This is a genomic window from Pseudomonas sp. NFACC04-2, from assembly GCF_900119265.1.
GTDB classification, from domain to species: domain Bacteria; phylum Pseudomonadota; class Gammaproteobacteria; order Pseudomonadales; family Pseudomonadaceae; genus Aquipseudomonas; species Aquipseudomonas fluorescens_AA.
In genome coordinates this window covers 203,048-220,086 of sequence record NZ_FPJC01000004.1, presented here as the reverse complement: position 1 = coordinate 220,086, position 17,039 = coordinate 203,048, and the positions used below count along the sequence as shown (strand labels likewise).

Below are 17,039 nucleotides of genomic sequence, written 5' to 3'. Positions count from 1 at the left end.
TACGACAATGATTATTTACGGTGTGGCGCTGTTGGCGATCTGTACGCTGACAGGGGTGATCCTGGGCGACATGCTCGGCGTGTTGCTGGGCGTCAAATCCAACGTGGGCGGGGTCGGCATTGCGATGATCCTGCTGATCTGCGCGCGGCTGTGGACGCAGAAGCGCGGCGGCATGACCAAGGACTGTGAGATGGGCGTCGCCTTCTGGGGCGCCATGTATATTCCGGTGGTGGTGGCGATGGCCGCGCAGCAGAATGTGGTCACGGCCTTGCACGGTGGTCCGGTGGCGGTGTTGGCGGCTATCGGCTCGGTGGTGCTCTGTGGTTGCACCATTGCGCTGATCAGCCGGACCCACAAAGGCGAGCCATTGCCCGATGAGCCGGCGGAACTGACCCCGCTGGGCACGCCAGCAGGAGGCCGCTGATATGTGGGATCTCATCGAGAAAGGCTTGGAGCATAACGGTCTGATCACGGCGTTCGCGTTCGTGGGCGTGATCATGTGGGTGTCAGTGGTGCTGTCCAAGCGCCTGACGTATGGCCGGGTCCACGGTTCGGCGATCGCCATCGTCATCGGCCTGGTGCTGGCTTGGGTGGGCGGCACCATGACTGGCGGGCAGAAAGGCCTGGCGGACTTGTCGCTGTTTTCGGGTATCGGCTTGATGGGCGGCGCCATGCTGCGTGACTTCGCCATCGTTGCCACGGCATTCGAAGTGCAGGCCACCGAGGCGAAGAAGGCCGGGATGATCGGGGCCGTCGCGTTGCTGCTGGGCACGATCCTGCCGTTCATTGTCGGTGCGAGTATTGCCTGGCTGTTCGGTTATCGCGACGCGGTAAGCATGACCACCATCGGCGCGGGTGCGGTGACCTATATCGTCGGGCCCGTGACCGGGGCCGCGATTGGCGCCACGTCCGATGTGATGGCGTTGTCGATTGCCACCGGCTTGATCAAGGCGATCATCGTGATGGTCGGCACCCCCATGGCGGCCCGCTGGATGGGCCTGGATAACCCGCGCTCGGCCATGGTATTCGGTGGCTTGGCCGGGACAGTGAGTGGCGTGACGGCAGGCCTGGCCGCGACGGACCGGCGGCTGGTGCCGTACGGCGCGTTGACGGCGACCTTCCACACCGGGTTGGGGTGCTTGCTCGGGCCTTCGTTGTTGTACTTCATTGTTCGCGGGATTGTTGGTTAAGTCTCACGATCGGCTCTGAGCGGGCCGACGCTATCGCGAGCAAGCTCGCTCCCACAGTGGATCGGGGTGAACCTGGATTCTGGGTAGACCACGAACCTTGTGGGAGCGAGCTTGCTCGCGATGGGGGGCGGCGCGATTTCAGGCCTGGCGATTGGCATACATCCGGCACTCGGCCAACAACGCCAGCAGGTTCGGGTCCCGCTCCTTGGCCTTGAGGAACACCACGCCGATGTGCTGCTGCAACCGGTACTTTTCCTGCAACGGGATCAGTTTCACCCGGTTTTCATACACCGCCGCGATCCGGCCCGGCAGCAAGGCATAGCCCACCCCGGAGCTGACCATGCTCAGCAGGGTGAAGATGTCGTTGACCTGCATCGCCACCTTCGGCTCGAACCCCGCCTGCTTGAACACCCGAATCCCGTCCTGGTGCGTGGCGAAGCCCTGGGTCAAGGTGATGAAGGTTTCGTCGCGCACTTCGGCCAAGTCGACTTCGCTGCGTTGGGCAAAAGGTGAATCAGCTGGCGTGGCGAGGAAGATGTCATCGGAAAACAGTGCAATCTGCTCGCAGTCCGGGTCGTTGACGCTGTCGTCCAGGGACACCAGAATCGCATCGACCTCCATGTTCTTGAGCTTGTACAGCAAGTCGATGTTGGAGCCCATGATCAGGTCGATATTGAGTTCGCTGCGGCGGATCTTCAGGCCCATGATCAATTGCGGCACGGTCTTGACCGTCAACGAGTACAACGAGCCAAGCTTGAAGCGCTCGGCGGAGAACCCGGCGGCCTCACGGGTCAGGCGCACGCTGTCGACCACGTCCTGGATCAGCTTCTGCGCCCGTTCTTCCAGCACGTAAGCGCTTTCCAGCGGTGTGAGGTTGCGACCTTCGTGCTTGAACAATGGACAGCGCAGGGCGCTTTCCAGCGAGTGAATGGCCCGGTGCACACTGACGTTGCTGGTCTGCAATTCCGCGGCCGCCCGCGCCAGGTTGCCGGTGCGCATGAAGGCCAGGAACACCTCCAGTTTCTTCAGGGTCAATTCTTCGTCGATCAGCATGGGGCGGACTCTTATTCGTATGGTTTGATTGTGCCCCAATCGACTCTTTTTGGAGGAGTTAATCAGTGGTGGGCTCAGAGGGGTAGCAGCAAACCATTGCACTTTGCTGCGCCAAGCCTGAGCCTGGGCACCTGTTTCTAAATGTGAGGTGGTATTGGATGTATCACGGGGAACGACTCAACGCCTGGACGCACCTGGTGGGGGCGGTGGCGGCGTTTATCGGCGCGGTGTGGTTGCTGGTGATCGCCGGGATGGCGGGCGATCCGTGGAAGATCGTCAGCGTGGCGATCTACGGGTTCACCTTGTTGGTGCTGTACAGCGCTTCGACGGTTTATCACAGCGTGCGCGGACGCAAAAAGGAAATCATGCAGAAGGTCGATCATTTTTCGATCTACCTGTTGATCGCCGGCAGCTATACCCCGTTCTGCCTGGTGACCCTGCGCGGGCCGTGGGGCTGGACGTTGTTCGGGATCGTCTGGGGGCTGGCCGTGATTGGTATCTTGCAGGAAATCAAGCCGCGTTCCGAAGCGCGGATCCTGTCGATCGTGATCTACGCCGTGATGGGCTGGATCGTGCTGGTGGCGGTCAAGCCCTTGCTGGCGGCCCTGGGCAGCACCGGGTTCGCCTGGTTGGCCTCGGGCGGTGTGTTGTACACCGTCGGTATCATCTTTTTCGCCCTTGACCATCGGTTGCGCCACGCCCACGGCATCTGGCATCTGTTCGTGATCGCCGGCAGCCTGCTGCACTTCGTGGCGATTCTGTTTTATGTGCTCTAACTCATGACCACCACCAAACTACTGTGGGAGCGGGCTTGCTCGCGAAAGCGGTGTATCAGCCGGCATAGATATTGGCTGACACTCCGTCTTCGCGAGCAAGCCCGCTCCCACATTTGGTCTTCAGCATCCGCAGGACACTAGAAATCCCCCCACAATTGCTGCGCCACGGCCAGGGCCACCACCGGCGCGGTTTCGGTGCGCAGCACGCGTGGGCCGAGGCGGGCGGCCTGGTAGCCGGCGGTCTTGGCCTGCTCGACTTCGGCATCCGACAACCCGCCTTCGGGACCGATCAGGAAGGCCAGGGTCGACGGTTTTTCATGACTGACCAGTGGCTCGGCCACCGGGTGCAGTACCAGCTTCAGTTCGGCCTCGGCCTGCTTCAACCAGTCAGTCAGCAGCAGCGGCGGATGAATCACCGGCACGGTCGAGCGCCCGCACTGCTCGCAAGCACTGATCGCCACCTGGCGCCAGTGCAGCAGGCGCTTGTCGGCGCGTTCGTCCTTGAGGCGCACTTCGCAACGTTCGCTGAAAATCGGCGTGATCTCGCTGACCCCCAGCTCCGTGGCTTTCTGGATCGCCCAATCCATGCGCTCGCCTCGGGACAGGCCCTGGCCGAGGTGGATGCGCAACGGCGATTCAAGTTGTCCGGCGAACTGCTCGTCCAACTGCACCCGCACGCGTTTTTTGCCGACTTCGGCCAACGTGCCGCGAAACTCCTGACCGGAGCCATCGAACACCTGCACCGCATCGCCCTCGGCCATGCGCAGCACCCGACCGATGTAGTGGGCCTGGGCTTCAGGCAGTTCGTGGTCGCCGAGGCTCAGGGGGGCGTCGATGAAGAAGCGGGACAGTCTCATGTCGAATCTCTGAAAAGTTAACGGTGCTATGGATGCTCCCGGCACCTGTGGCGAGGGGATAAATCCCCTCGCCACAATAGTGTTCCAACAAGAAGACCGAGGTTCAGCCCGGATCGCGATAGCCTGGGTGAAAGTCCTTCGGCACCGCCACGCTGACCTTGTCCCGGGTGGCGATGTCGATGCCTTCACTGGCCACCTCGGCAAGGAAGTCGATCTGCTCGGGGGTGATGACATACGGCGGCAGGAAATACACCACGCTACCCAACGGCCGCAGCAACGCGCCGCGCTCCAGGGCATGCTGGAACACCGCCAGGCCACGCCGTTCCTGCCACGGATACGCGGTTTTGCTGGCCTTGTCCTTGACCATCTCGATGGCCAGCACCATGCCGGTCTGGCGCACTTCGGCGACGTTCGGGTGATCGGCCAGGTGCGCGGTGGCGCTGGCCATGCGCTGGGCCAGGGCCTGGTTGTTTGCGATGACGTTGTCTTCTTCGAAGATGTCCAGCGTCGCCAGGGCCGCCGCGCAGGCCAGCGGGTTGCCGGTGTAGCTGTGGGAGTGCAGGAAGGCGCGCAAGGTCGGGTAGTCGTCGTAGAACGCACTGTAGACCTCGTCGGTGGTCACGCACGCCGCCAGAGGCAGGTAGCCGCCGGTCAGGGCCTTGGACAGACAGAGAAAATCCGGTGTGATGCCGGCCTGCTCACAAGCGAACATCGTCCCGGTGCGGCCAAAGCCGACGGCGATTTCGTCATGGATCAGGTGCACGCCATAGCGGTCGCACGCCTCGCGCAATAACTTCAGGTACACCGGGTGGTACATGCGCATGCCACCGGCACCCTGGATCAGCGGCTCGACGATCACTGCCGCCACCGTGTCGTGGTGCTCGGCCAGGGTCTGCTCCATGGCGGCGAACAGGTTGCGCGAATGTTCTTCCCAGCCCATGCCTTCGGGACGGTGGTAGCAGTCGGGGCTCGGCACCTTGATCGTGTCCAGCAGCAACGCTTTGTAGGTTTCAGTGAACAACGGCACATCGCCCACTGACATCGCCGCGATGGTTTCGCCGTGGTAGCTGTTGCTCAGGGTGACGAAGCGCTTCTTGTCCGGCCGGCCGCGATTGATCCAGTAGTGGAAGCTCATCTTCATCGCCACTTCGATGCAGGACGAGCCGTTATCGGCATAGAAGCATCGGGTCAGGCCCTCGGGCGTCATCTTCACCAGGCGCTCGGACAGTTCGATCACGGGCTGATGGCTGAAGCCGGCCAGGATCACATGCTCCAACTGATCGACCTGGTCCTTGATGCGCTGGTTGATGCGCGGGTTGGCGTGGCCGAACACGTTGACCCACCAGGAACTGACGGCATCGAGGTAGCGCTTGCCTTCGAAATCTTCCAGCCACACGCCTTCACCGCGCTTGATGGGGATCAGCGGCAGCTGTTCGTGATCTTTCATCTGGGTGCAGGGATGCCACAGCACCGCGAGGTCGCGTTGCATCCACTGGTTATTCAGGCCCATTTACAGTCTCCTCGAGGCGGCTCGCGGCGGGCGCGGGCAAAACAATCGCGCAAGCCTATGCAATGGCGGCCCTGGGGACAACCCATTGTGTCGTTGGCGCTACTTTGAGCGAGGCGATAGACGCCGCTGGCGGCGCTTTGATGGCTGTCGTATTCTTCGCGGCTCTTCTGAGCTGTCTGGCTCGAAAAACTGAAACTACCTACGTTTACTCCGGAGTTCGTTGAATGTCTGCTGGTTGGCTGCGCGCCTGTGCGCTGGTGATGATGGGGCTGTTCAGCGTTTCGGCGCTGGCCAAGGACAAACAACCGACGGCCATCGTCATCGGCGGCGGCCTGGCGGGGCTCACCGCGGCCTATGAGCTGCAGAACAAAGGCTGGGCCGTGACGCTGCTGGAGGCCAAGCCGGACCTGGGCGGTCGCTCGGGCATGGCCACCAGCGAGTGGATCGGCAATGAGAAGACGCAGCCGGTACTGAACAAGTACGTCTCGACCTTCAAGCTGAGCACCACGCCGGCCCCGGAATTCGTGCGTACCCCCAGCTACCTGATCGACGGCACCTACTTCACCGCCGCCGACCTGGCGACCAAGCAGCCGGCCACCGCCGAAGCCCTCAAGCGTTACGAAACCACCCTGGACGACCTGGCGCGCTCCATCGAAGACCCGCAGAACCCGGCGGCCAACAACACGTTGCACGCCCTGGACCAGATCACCGTCTCCAACTGGCTCGACCGTCTGCAGCTGCCGGCCACGGCGCGTCAGTTGGTGAACCAAGAGATTCGCACCCGTTATGACGAGCCGTCGCGCCTGTCGCTGCTGTATTTCGCTCAGCAGAACCGCGTCTATCGTGGCGTTTCCGACCGCGACCTGCGAGCCTCGCGCCTGCTGGGCGGTAGTCCGGTACTGGCCCAGGCGTTCGTCAAGCAACTGAAAACCATCAAGACCAACTCGCCGGTGTCGGCCATCTCCCAGGACAAGGACGGCGTGACCGTCAAGGTTGGCAGCGTGGGTTACCAGGCTGACTACGTGGTGCTGGCGGTGCCGTTGCGGGCACTGAACAAGATCCAGTTGACCCCGGCCCTGGACGCCCAGCATCAAGGCGCGATCAAGGGCACCAACTACGGTTGGCGCGACCAGATCATGCTCAAGTTCAAGACCCCCGTCTGGGACAGCAAGGCACGCATGTCGGGCGAAATCTACAGCAACGCCGGCCTGGGCATGATGTGGATCGAGCCGGCCATGAAGGGCGGCGCCAACGTGGTCATCAACCTGTCCGGCGACAACGCCCGGGTGATGCAAGCCTTCGGCGACAAGCAGATGGTCGATCAGGTGCTGATCCGTCTGCACGCGTTTTATCCACAGGCCCGTGGCGCGTTCACCGGCTATGAAATCCGCCGCTACAGCACCGACCCGTCCACGGGCGGCGCGTACCTGGCCTTTGGCCCGGGCCAGATCAGCAAGTACTGGCGTCTGTGGGAAAAACCGTTGCAGCGTGTAGCCTTTGCCGGCGAACACACCGACACCCTGTATCCGGGCACCCTGGAAGGCGCGTTGCGCAGCGGCCAGCGGGCGGCCAGCCAGGTTGAAGACCTGGCGGCCGGCAAGTCGTTCGAACCGGCCAAAGTGGCACCGGCTGCCACTGCGGCAGCTGCCGGTGCGGTGGCTGCGAAGAAGGGCAACTTCTTCAGCAACCTGTTCGGCGGTTCGGATGACGACAAGAAGCCGGAGCCAGCCAAGGCACCCGAGCCGGTAGCGCCTGCTCCAGTGCCGGCACCCGCCCCAGCGCCGGCACCAGTGGAACCTCCCGCGCCGGTCCCGGCGAAGGTTGAGCCAGCCAAGAAAGCAACGACCAAACCGGCAGCAAAAAAACCAGCTGCCAAGGCACCGGCTAAAAAAACACCGGCCAAGGCTCCGGTGAAAAAAACTGAACCGGTGAAGAAACCCGCCACCAAGCCGGCGGCGACTACTGAGACGACGGCTCAGTAACGATCAGGTGGAAAAAAGCGCGGCTCAAGGACCCAATGCTGTTCACTTGAGGTGATCGAAAAAACCGTGGCGAGGGAGCTTGCTCCCGCTGGGCCGCGAAGCGGCCCCAAAACCTGCCAAATGCGGAGCATCAGATACATCGCACCCGCCGGTTTACGACTGCTTCGCAGCCGAGCGGGAGCAAGCTCCCTCGCCACAGCTCCATTATTTTTCTCAAATGAACCACATGGGCCCAAGGGCCGCGTTTTTTTATCCCGCATCAAGCGTATCGGCGCCGCTTGATAAGCGCGACGTCCTACACGCCTCGGCGATATATCGGAAACTTCCCACCCTTTAACCGGAAGCAGGCGATAGCGCTTACCAAACCATAAGTCTAGGCTCCTCCAAAAAACAGAAGCGTATGAAATACTAATGGCAGTGGTCGTATTGGCTTCGATGTAAGGATGTGTGTATGGCGAATGCCGGGATCCTTTGAAAATTCCAATGATTCCAAAAAGAGATCCGCAGTTAGCACACAAATGCTCCATCGATCCATATGAGTCTGAGTGCTCGCTAAACTAATTATTCAAAATTTTCACCTCGTAAAAGCTGGAGTTAATATGAAGTTGATAGCAGTTTTAATGCTATGGGCAGTATTCGGTATCAGTGGTTGCACTGCTGATGGTCGTATGGTGCTGAAAAAGCACGATCCACAATTAGTTTATAGGTGCGACATGGATCCTTACAGGCCTGAGTGCGTCAATAAGTGACTCTAGAGAGGCGGCAGTGAAAATGACCAAGTTTTAATTTCAAAGTCCTCAAATAAAATTTTGACCCGCTTTGGCTTGGACATACGTCCCGGGACGAAGGCAAAGCGAGCCCAGCATAGCTTTCCCGTTCGCCTGTCATGGATGACCAGGTTGCCGTCATCCTGAATGACCATACAAGCGTTGTACCAAAGCGACTTGTCCCTGCTATGGCTACTTTCAGCAATCCATACCCGTCTTCTGGATGGATCATAAAGAAAACCACTATTGGCAATTACAAACTGCAGAGGCTCCCGCATTCTTTTTTGGATGCAGAGTTGTGCTATACCTTTGATTGCTATCTGCAATCCAGACGACAGCACCGCCGTCCTTGATAACCAAATTCCCATCAGCCTGCAATATCAGTCGAAATTTTCCGTTTGGGGACTGAAGAAACTGCCCCGGCGCCATTGTTTGATTGGGCGGAAGTAGCGGCGAGCCGTTGGCTCGAAATGGGGTGTAAGGAACAGCCATGCTTCACCTCGTTCAATAGTTGTTGAACGCCCATTTGATCAAGAGGAGAAGCGGAAATAGCGATACATATATATTGTATGGAAAAAATAGTTGGGCGATGGTGACGATTCCGACGCTGTCTTCTGTTGGAGCGAGCGTGCTGGCGATGAGGTCCTTGCAGGCACCCCACGGCTGCCTGTACCCCTCGCCATCACCACCGTTTCCCCTTTAATCTTTCCTTAACCCACCCCCTCCAGACTGATGATCGTATTTCTCGATATTTCAAAGCGAAAATTTCCGCTTTAAATCGATAGATAACTCGCTAGTCTTGATCGCAGTTTTTACAGGATATGAGCAATGCAGCTTCGCAACTCTTCTTCTCGCTATGGCTGGGTCAGTATCGCTGTGCACTGGGGCGTTGCGCTGGTGGTGTACGGGTTGTTCGCCCTGGGGCTGTGGATGGTCGGCCTGGATTACTACAGCACCTGGCGCAAAGACGCGCCGGACCTGCACAAGAGCATTGGCCTGGTGCTGCTGGCGGTCATGTTGCTGCGGGTGGTCTGGCGGTTTGTCAGCCCGCCACCGCCGACCCTGCCAACCTATGGCCGCCTGACCCGCGTCGGCGCCAAGCTTGGCCATAGCGCACTGTATCTCGGGTTGTTTGCCGTGATGATTGCCGGTTACCTGATTTCCACCGCAGACGGTGTCGGGATACCGGTATTTGGCCTGTTTGAAGTACCCGCGCTGGTGTCCGGACTGCCCGATCAGGCAGACGTCGCCGGTGAGATCCACTTCTACCTGGCATGGGCGCTGGTCATTTTTTCCGGCCTTCATGCGTTGGCAGCATTGAAACACCACTTTATCGACCGTGACGCGACCCTCAAGCGCATGCTGGGGCGCCAAGCCTGATGTTCAACCTCGACTCCAAAGGAATAGAAAGCATGTTGAAAAAGACGCTCGCCGCCCTGGCAATCGGTTCTGCCCTGCTGTCTGCCGGCCAGGCCATGGCTGCCGACTACGTCGTCGACAAGGAAGGCCAGCACGCCTTCGTCGACTTCAAGATCAGCCACCTGGGCTATAGCTACATCACCGGTACCTTCAAGGACATCGACGGCAAGTTCAGCTTTGACGCCGCCAAGCCTGAAGCCAGCAAGATCGAGTTCAACGTGAATACCGCCAGTGTGTTTACCAACCACGCCGAGCGCGACAAGCACATCGCCAGCGCTGACTTCCTGAACGCCAGCAAATTCGGCAAGGCCACCTTCGTTTCCACCAGCGTCAAGCCTACTGGCAAGAACGCTGATGGCAAGGAAACCGCCGATGTGACCGGTGACCTGACCCTGCTGGGCGTGACCAAGCCGGTCGTGGTCAAGGCTACCTTCCTGGGTGAAGGCAAGGACCCGTGGGGCGGCTACCGTGCTGGTTTCGAAGGCACCACCAGCATCAAGCGTTCGGACTTCGGCAAGCAGAAAGACCTGGGTCCAACCTCCGACGCGGTCGAACTGTACGTCTCGTTTGAAGGTGTCAAAGCGAAGTAACCTTCGCGCCTGACAAAAAAACGCCCCTGGTCTCAGGACCTGGGGCGTTTTTTATTACCACATGAAAATCAAACAAACAGCGCAGCGCCCTGTGTGGGAGCGGGCTTGCTCGCGAATGCGGTGGGTCAGTCGATAAAATATTGCCTGATACACCGCATTCGCGAGCAAGCCCGCTCCCACATTTAAGTTAGTGATGCCTAAACAAAAAAGCCCCGGGTCGCGAGACCCGGGGCTTTTTCACGGCTTGGAAAAACTCAGCGATTGCGCGTCAGCAATGCTGGTTTCTCGCCCCGTGGACGGCTTGGCAGTTGATCCAGCTGTTCAGGTGTCGGGAAGCGGTCGGCTTTTGACTCCTTGTGCATGATCTTTGGCTGGTTGCCACGCGGGGCCTGCACGGCGGGTTCCTGGCGAGGCTGGTCGTCACGGGCCGGGCGGCGCGGGCGGGTGTCGTCGCGGCGGGCCTGACCGTCACGCGGGGCGCCGTTGCGTGGGCCGCTGCGCTTGGCCGGAGGTGTGCCGGTAGACGAGCCGTTGCTGTTGCGCGGACCGTTCTGACGACCTTGTGGCTGGCCACTGCGCGGAGCGCCTGCACCTGCGCCCTGTGCCGGGGCACCCGGACGGCGACCGCGGCCCTGTGCCGGTTTCTGCTGCGGCACGTAGTCGACGCGGTTACCGAAGTTATCGACATCGTCATCCAGGAACTCGTCCGGGGCACGATCGGCTGCGGCGCGCGGAGCCGGGCGCTGCTGCTCACGGGCTGGGGTGCCTTCGCGGGGCTTCTGCTCGCGGGCAGGGCGTTCGCCACGGCCATTGCTGTTGCTGGCCGATTTTTCCTTGCCCTTGTCCTTGCCTTTGTCTTTGCGACCGCCGCCGCCACCGCCGCCGTTCGGGCCGTCGCCCCGGGGGCCACGGGCATTGCGCGGATTACGCACATCCGGACGTTCGCGTACTTCAGGCTTCTCGGCTTCGATGGTACTGGCATCGAAGCCCATCAGGTCGCCGTCGGCAATTTTCTGCTTGGTCATGCGCTCGATGCTTTTGAGCAGCTTTTCTTCGTCCGGCGCGACCAGCGAGATCGCTTCGCCCGAACGACCGGCCCGGCCGGTACGGCCGATACGGTGAACGTAATCTTCATCCACGTTCGGCAGCTCGAAGTTGACCACGTGGGGCAACTGGTCGATGTCCAGGCCACGGGCCGCGATGTCGGTGGCCACGAGGATGCGCACTTCGCCGGCCTTGAAGTCGGCCAGGGCCTTGGTGCGGGCGTTCTGGCTCTTGTTGCCGTGGATCGCCACGGCTGGCAGGCCGTGCTTGTCCAGGTACTCGGCCAGGCGGTTGGCGCCGTGCTTGGTACGGGTGAAGACCAGGACCTGTTCCCAGGCGCCGGCGGTAATCAGGTGCGCCAGCAGGGCACGCTTGTGGCTGGCCGCCAGGCGGAACACACGCTGCTCGATACGCTCGACCGTGGTGTTCGGCGGCGTGACTTCGATGCGCTCCGGGTTGTGCAGCAGCTTGCCGGCCAGGTCGGTGATGTCCTTGGAGAACGTCGCCGAAAACAGCAGGTTCTGGCGCTTGGCGGGCAGGCGGGCGAGAACTTTCTTCACGTCATGGACGAAGCCCATGTCGAGCATGCGGTCGGCTTCGTCCAGCACGAGGATTTCAACGTGGGACAAATCGACGCTGCCCTGGCCGGCCAGGTCCAGCAGGCGACCGGGGCAGGCCACCAGTACATCGACGCCACGGGACATGGCCTGGACCTGGGGGTTCATGCCGACGCCGCCAAAAATGCAGGCGCTGACGAACTTCAGGTCGCGAGCGTAGACCTTGAAGCTCTCGTGTACCTGGGCCGCCAGTTCGCGGGTGGGGGTCAGGACCAGTACGCGCGGTTGGCGCGGGCCATGACGCTGGGATTTGTCTGGGTGACCGTTGGGAAACAACCGCTCCAGGATCGGAAGGGCGAAACCACCGGTTTTACCAGTGCCTGTCTGCGCCGCGACCATCAGGTCGCGACCTTGCAACACGGCGGGAATGGCCCGCTGTTGCACCGGGGTAGGCTGGGTATAGCCGGCGGCTTCGATGGCGCCGACTAAAGCCTCGGAGAGACCGAGGGAAGCAAAGGACATGAGTAATCCTGTTTTAGTGAGGGCCTGGCCCAATGGGATAGTCTTGCCGGGCGCGAATGACGTTCAACCAAAAGACGTCATCCCGTCCGGTCCTGCCGGGCCTCGAAGGCGGGTCCGGACAAGGCTCGCGCGGGCTGTAGGCTGCGCTGTAGCGGTGTCGGGATGCCTTTTGCAAGACCGGGCGTCCGGGCGTGAGCCTGGCGGGAAGGCCGGAGTATAACAGAGCAAACGCCCCGCGCCGCTTTCCTGCTGCTCAACGGTTCATTTCAGCGCTGGCCCGGCTGGGCGAGGTGGCCTTGGTCAGAGTGCCTGCGCCGTAGCGGGCGCTCAGTTCGACATAGGCTGGTTCGCGCTTGAAACGCTTGAGTTCGGCACCGAAGCGCTGCACCAGCAAATCCATCCCGGCATTGCGCCGCACCGCCAGGTATTGGCTTTGACGGCTCACCACCACCGGGTTTTCGGTGATCTGATCGCCCAACTGCATTTGTTCGAGTACATGTCGGCCGACCCTGCGGTCGGTGATGAGCAGGTCGATCCGGCCCAGTTGCAACTTGCCGAAGTTGGCTTCGTGGGTGGGCGCCGCTTCACGTTTGAACAGGGTCGACTCGCTGAAGGCCTGGCTGTACAGGTAACCGGGCGACGTGCCAACGGTCAGGCCGCCCAAGTCGTCGAGCGTGCGAAACGGATGGGGGCGGGCGTTGGCGTAGAACATCACGAATTCCACGTCCGACAGCGGTTCGCTGGGGTAAAGCAACAGGGCATCGCGCTCATCGCTGTGGAAAATGTCCAGCGCCCCGTCCGCCAACCCTTGTTCCAGCATCGCCAGGCACCGCTTCCAGGGCAGGAACTGCCATTCCACATCAATGCCCAGGCGCTTGAACACAATGGCCGTGGTTTCATAATCCAGGCCGAGCATCTTGCCGTTCTCTTCGTAGACATAAGGCGCCCAGGGTTCGGTGACAATGCGCAACTTTTCGGCCTGGGCGGTCACGCTCAGGCACAAGAGAAGAAGGGTGGTCAGCAGTTGGGCAATGACGGGCATGGGCCTGAGGTTACGACGAGAGCTCATCAAATAGCTAGAGCGCTCTGGCCTGTGCCCTGGTGGCCTGTTTGGTTAGTGAGTCAACTTCTGCGAATTCGAACTGACGAACTAACCACGCAGGCCACTAGTTGCCTTTTGCCTGCATCAGGTGCGCATAGATGGCTTCGCGGCGCTCACCCAGCACGAGACGAATCAGCGGATGATCGAGCCAGCGTTTGAGTTCATGGTCCTGCAGCGATTTTTCCAGACGATGTTCGACGTTCTCCAGGGCTTTTTCCCACCAGACCGGGGCGCAGGCCTGGTCGAACTCGTTGGTATGGCGGTAGCAGCCATAGAGGATCTCGCGCATGAACTGGCGTTTATGGCTGGGCAGCCCCAGGGTGATGAACTTATAGGCCAGGCGTTGGAAGGCCGGCGGCCGAGGCAGGGTAGCGGTGACTTGGCTGGTTTCATCCAGGGCTTGGTGGCAAGTTGGTGCGGCACCGTGTTTGTCGAGCCAGGCTTTGGTCTTGGCGCGGAACAGCTGCTTGCGGCTCCAGTAGTGGTGGATCAGGTCTGGACACTCGCGCACCCGCACCGAGCGATAGGCCGCTACCGAAAGGCAGAATTCTTCCAGCGTGTAGGCACCCTTCGCCAGCGGATACAGCTCATCCATCAGGGCGATCGAGCGATCCAGGACTGACGCATCGACACAGTTGAGACCAATCACCCCGGAGTTCAGCAAGGGCATGTCGTCGTCCGCCAGCTGCCGCTGGCGCAGTGTGTCGGCCAGTGTCAGGTAAAGCCCGGCGTCCTTGTTGGCGCCATACGTCAGGCCTAAGGCATTGCACAGCAACGTGCCGGGCTGGACGCGGCGAAACAGTTCGAGGGGGGAGCAATGGAAAAAAGTGTCGGTGTCGATCAGCAGCGCCACTTCGGCTTCTTTGAGCACTTTCTGCATCACCACGTGCTTGGCACGGAAGTGATACCCGTGGGGTTCGATCCAGGCCTGGCGGGTTTCATTGTCCAACGGGCGCAAACGCACCGGCAGCCCGGCGTACGGTGCGGGATTGTCGGTGAACACCTGGATATCCAAGGCTTCGTCCGGTGTCTTGCGCAGACCGGCCAACGCGCTGGCGATGCTGAACAACGCTTCCTGGTGATAGGTTTCGGCCCCGTAGACCAGATAAATGAGTTGTGGGGTCGTTAGCCTGTGACCATTGGGCATCTACTGCGATCCTCCAGATGTCTGTGTATAAAAAAAGGCCTTGGTTTTCGCCAAGGCCTCTTTGTACCACCGCATTAAGTCAATCAGCGCGGCAGCTTGAGGTTGTTCCATATCGCGAGGCTGGGCTCGGCCTGGTTAAGGGTATAGAAATGCAGCCCCGGTGCGCCGCCCTGCAACAAACGCTCACACATTTGTGTGATGACTTCCTCGCCGAAGCTTTGGATGCTTGAGGTGTCATCGCCGTAGGCTTCCAGTTGTTTGCGGATCCAGCGTGGGATTTCTGCACCGCATGCGTCGGAGAAGCGCGCCAGCTTGCTGTAGTTGGTGATCGGCATGATCCCTGGCACGACAGGAATGTCGACGCCCAGCTTGCGGATACGTTCGACGAAGTAGAAATAGCTGTCGGCGTTGAAGAAATACTGGGTGATGGCACTGTTGGCGCCAGCATTGGCTTTGCGCACGAAATTGCGAAGATCGTCTTCGAAGTTGCGCGCTTGCGGGTGCATTTCCGGATACGCAGCCACTTCGACGTGGAAATGTTCGCCGGTTTCCTCACGAATGAAGCTCACCAGTTCGTTGGCGTGGCGCAGCTCACCGCTGGCCATGCCCATGCCCGACGGCAGGTCGCCACGCAGGGCAACGATGCGCTTGATGCCGGCCGCCTTGTACTGGGTCAACAGACTGCGCAGGTCGTCCTTACTGTCACCGACGCAGGACAGGTGAGGGGCCGCAGGAATTTTGACTTCGCTTTCGAGCTGCAACACGGTGTTCAGGGTGCGATCACGGGTCGAACCGCCGGCGCCATAGGTGCAGGAGAAGAAGTCGGGGTTGTAGCTGGCCAACTGGCGGGCAGTGGCGATCAGTTTTTCATGCCCAGCATCGGTCTTCGTCGGGAAGAACTCGAAGCTGTAGCGACGGTCTTGGGACATGGTCATATCCTTGGAAACTCGTAGGCCGGTGAGGCTTGCATATCCCTGGTGGGGGAGGGCTTATGTGGGAGCGAGCTTGCTCGCGATTGCCATCGCCCCGGTACGGCAGTTAGGCCGAGGTGTCTGCATCGCGAGCAAGCTCGCTCCCACAGGGAGCCGCGCCGATCAGTAGCGGTAAGCGTGCGGCTTGAACGGGCCTTCGACGGTGACGCCGATGTAGTCAGCCTGTTGCTTGGTCAGCTTGGTGACCACGCCGCCGAAACCGCGGACCATTTCCAGGGCCACTTCTTCGTCGAGTTTCTTGGGCAGTACTTCCACGGTCAGGCGCTCGGCTTTCTGGGCCGGCGACAGGTCGGCGTATTTCTGGCCGAACAGGAAGATCTGGGCCAGGACCTGGTTGGCGAACGAACCGTCCATGATGCGGCTTGGGTGACCGGTGGCGTTGCCCAGATTGACCAGGCGGCCTTCGGCCAGCAGGATCAGGTAGTCGTCGTTCTGTGGGTCGAAGCTGCCGGTGCCGGTGCGGTGCACCTTGTGAACCTGCGGCTTCACTTCTTCCCATGCCCAGTTCTTGCGCATGAAAGCGGTGTCGATTTCGTTATCGAAGTGACCGATGTTGCAGACCACGGCGCGCTTTTTCAAGGCCTTGAGCATGTTGGCATCGCAGACATTGACGTTGCCGGTGGTGGTCACGATCAGGTCGATCTTGCCCAGCAGTGCTTTGTCGATGCTGGCTTCGGTGCCGTCGTTGATCCCGTCGATGAACGGCGAAACCAGCTCGAAACCGTCCATGCAGGCTTGCATGGCGCAGATCGGGTCGACTTCCGACACTTTGACGATCATGCCTTCCTGGCGCAGGGACTGGGACGAACCCTTGCCCACGTCACCGTAGCCGATCACCAGCGCCTGCTTGCCCGACAACAGGTGGTCGGTGCCGCGCTTGATGGCGTCGTTGAGGCTGTGACGGCAGCCATACTTGTTGTCGTTCTTGCTCTTGGTCACCGAGTCATTGACGTTGATGGCCGGGATTTTCAGCTCGCCCTTGGCCAGCATGTCCAACAGGCGGTGGACGCCGGTGGTGGTTTCTTCGGTCACGCCGTGGACTTTTTCCAACACGGCCGGGTATTTCTTGTGCAGCAACTCGGTCAGGTCGCCGCCGTCGTCGAGGATCATGTTGGTGTCCCATGGCTGGCCATCCTTGAGGATGGTTTGCTCCAGGCACCACTCGTACTCTTGCTCGGTCTCGCCTTTCCAGGCGAATACCGGGATGCCGGCGGCGGCAATGGCGGCAGCGGCCTGGTCCTGGGTCGAGAAGATGTTGCAGGACGACCAGCGCACTTCGGCACCCAGGGCAACCAGGGTTTCGATCAGCACGGCGGTCTGGATGGTCATGTGGATGCAGCCGAGGATTTTTGCGCCCTTCAATGGCTGTTCGCCAGAGTACTTGCGACGCAGACCCATCAGGGCTGGCATTTCGGATTCGGCGATGATGATTTCGCGACGACCCCAGGCCGCCAGGGACATGTCGGCGACTTTGTAATCGGTAAAAGCTGCAGGCGTGATAACAGCGCTCATGAAGAGCCTCCATTCGTAA

At 60.6% G+C, this 17,039-nt stretch carries 13 protein-coding genes and 1 pseudogene; 6 read left to right on the top strand and 8 right to left on the bottom strand.

Annotated elements, in window-relative coordinates:
- Nucleotides 1-7: 7 nt before the first annotated feature.
- Both madL and madM read left to right on the top strand, forming a co-directional pair.
- Nucleotides 8-424 (top strand): malonate transporter subunit MadL, encoded by a 417-nt coding sequence (gene madL / locus BT125_RS07530; protein ID WP_072405887.1) that lies wholly within the window; start codon nucleotides 8-10, stop codon nucleotides 422-424.
- A 1-nt stretch (nucleotide 425) separates the two neighbouring features.
- Nucleotides 426-1,190, top strand: a complete 765-nt coding sequence (gene madM, locus BT125_RS07525) for a malonate transporter subunit MadM (RefSeq protein WP_072405886.1) — start codon at nucleotides 426-428, stop codon at nucleotides 1,188-1,190.
- A 138-nt stretch (nucleotides 1,191-1,328) separates the two neighbouring features.
- On the opposite strand, the gene BT125_RS07520 is transcribed toward madM, so the two are convergent.
- Complete coding sequence (locus BT125_RS07520; protein WP_060740224.1) at nucleotides 1,329-2,243, bottom strand: LysR family transcriptional regulator; 915 nt, start codon at nucleotides 2,241-2,243, stop codon at nucleotides 1,329-1,331.
- Between the two features lie 158 nt (nucleotides 2,244-2,401).
- On the opposite strand from BT125_RS07520, the gene BT125_RS07515 reads away from it, so the two are divergent.
- Nucleotides 2,402-3,019, top strand: a complete 618-nt coding sequence (locus tag BT125_RS07515; protein ID WP_060740225.1) for a PAQR family membrane homeostasis protein TrhA — start codon at nucleotides 2,402-2,404, stop codon at nucleotides 3,017-3,019.
- A gap of 137 nt (nucleotides 3,020-3,156) precedes the next feature.
- Here BT125_RS07515 and BT125_RS07510 read toward each other — a convergent pair whose 3' ends face one another.
- Nucleotides 3,157-3,876, bottom strand: coding sequence for a 16S rRNA (uracil(1498)-N(3))-methyltransferase (locus BT125_RS07510; RefSeq protein ID WP_072405885.1), 720 nt, complete (start codon nucleotides 3,874-3,876; stop codon nucleotides 3,157-3,159).
- Between the two features lie 103 nt (nucleotides 3,877-3,979).
- Nucleotides 3,980-5,386, bottom strand: coding sequence for an adenosylmethionine--8-amino-7-oxononanoate transaminase (locus tag BT125_RS07505; RefSeq protein WP_072405884.1), 1,407 nt, complete (start codon nucleotides 5,384-5,386; stop codon nucleotides 3,980-3,982).
- 224 nt (nucleotides 5,387-5,610) lie between these two features.
- On the opposite strand from BT125_RS07505, the gene BT125_RS07500 reads away from it, so the two are divergent.
- From BT125_RS07500 to BT125_RS07485, 3 genes are all read left to right on the top strand, one after another.
- The gene (locus BT125_RS07500) at nucleotides 5,611-7,368 is read left to right on the top strand and encodes a flavin monoamine oxidase family protein (RefSeq protein WP_072405883.1); all 1,758 of its coding nucleotides are present in this window, start codon (nucleotides 5,611-5,613) and stop codon (nucleotides 7,366-7,368) included.
- A 1,595-nt stretch (nucleotides 7,369-8,963) separates the two neighbouring features.
- On the top strand, nucleotides 8,964-9,515 hold the full coding sequence (locus BT125_RS07490) for a cytochrome b (RefSeq protein ID WP_072405882.1): 552 nt from the start codon (nucleotides 8,964-8,966) through the stop codon (nucleotides 9,513-9,515).
- Between the two features lie 32 nt (nucleotides 9,516-9,547).
- A complete protein-coding gene (locus tag BT125_RS07485) occupies nucleotides 9,548-10,144 on the top strand; it encodes a YceI family protein (protein WP_072405881.1) in 597 nt (198 codons plus the stop codon).
- 254 nt (nucleotides 10,145-10,398) lie between these two features.
- On the opposite strand, the gene BT125_RS07480 is transcribed toward BT125_RS07485, so the two are convergent.
- From BT125_RS07480 to ahcY, 5 genes and pseudogenes are all read right to left on the bottom strand, one after another.
- Nucleotides 10,399-12,267 (bottom strand): RNA helicase RhlE2, encoded by a 1,869-nt coding sequence (locus tag BT125_RS07480; RefSeq protein ID WP_072405880.1) that lies wholly within the window; start codon nucleotides 12,265-12,267, stop codon nucleotides 10,399-10,401.
- A gap of 234 nt (nucleotides 12,268-12,501) precedes the next feature.
- Nucleotides 12,502-13,309, bottom strand: a pseudogene (locus BT125_RS07475) (substrate-binding periplasmic protein); the annotation flags it as partial.
- Nucleotides 13,310-13,433: 124 nt separating this feature from the next.
- Nucleotides 13,434-14,516, bottom strand: a complete 1,083-nt coding sequence (locus tag BT125_RS07470; RefSeq protein ID WP_072405878.1) for a hypothetical protein — start codon at nucleotides 14,514-14,516, stop codon at nucleotides 13,434-13,436.
- 83 nt (nucleotides 14,517-14,599) lie between these two features.
- Nucleotides 14,600-15,445, bottom strand: coding sequence for a methylenetetrahydrofolate reductase [NAD(P)H] (gene metF, locus BT125_RS07465; protein WP_072405877.1), 846 nt, complete (start codon nucleotides 15,443-15,445; stop codon nucleotides 14,600-14,602).
- A 165-nt stretch (nucleotides 15,446-15,610) separates the two neighbouring features.
- On the bottom strand, nucleotides 15,611-17,020 hold the full coding sequence (gene ahcY, locus BT125_RS07460) for an adenosylhomocysteinase (RefSeq protein ID WP_072405876.1): 1,410 nt from the start codon (nucleotides 17,018-17,020) through the stop codon (nucleotides 15,611-15,613).
- Nucleotides 17,021-17,039: the final 19 nt, after the last annotated feature.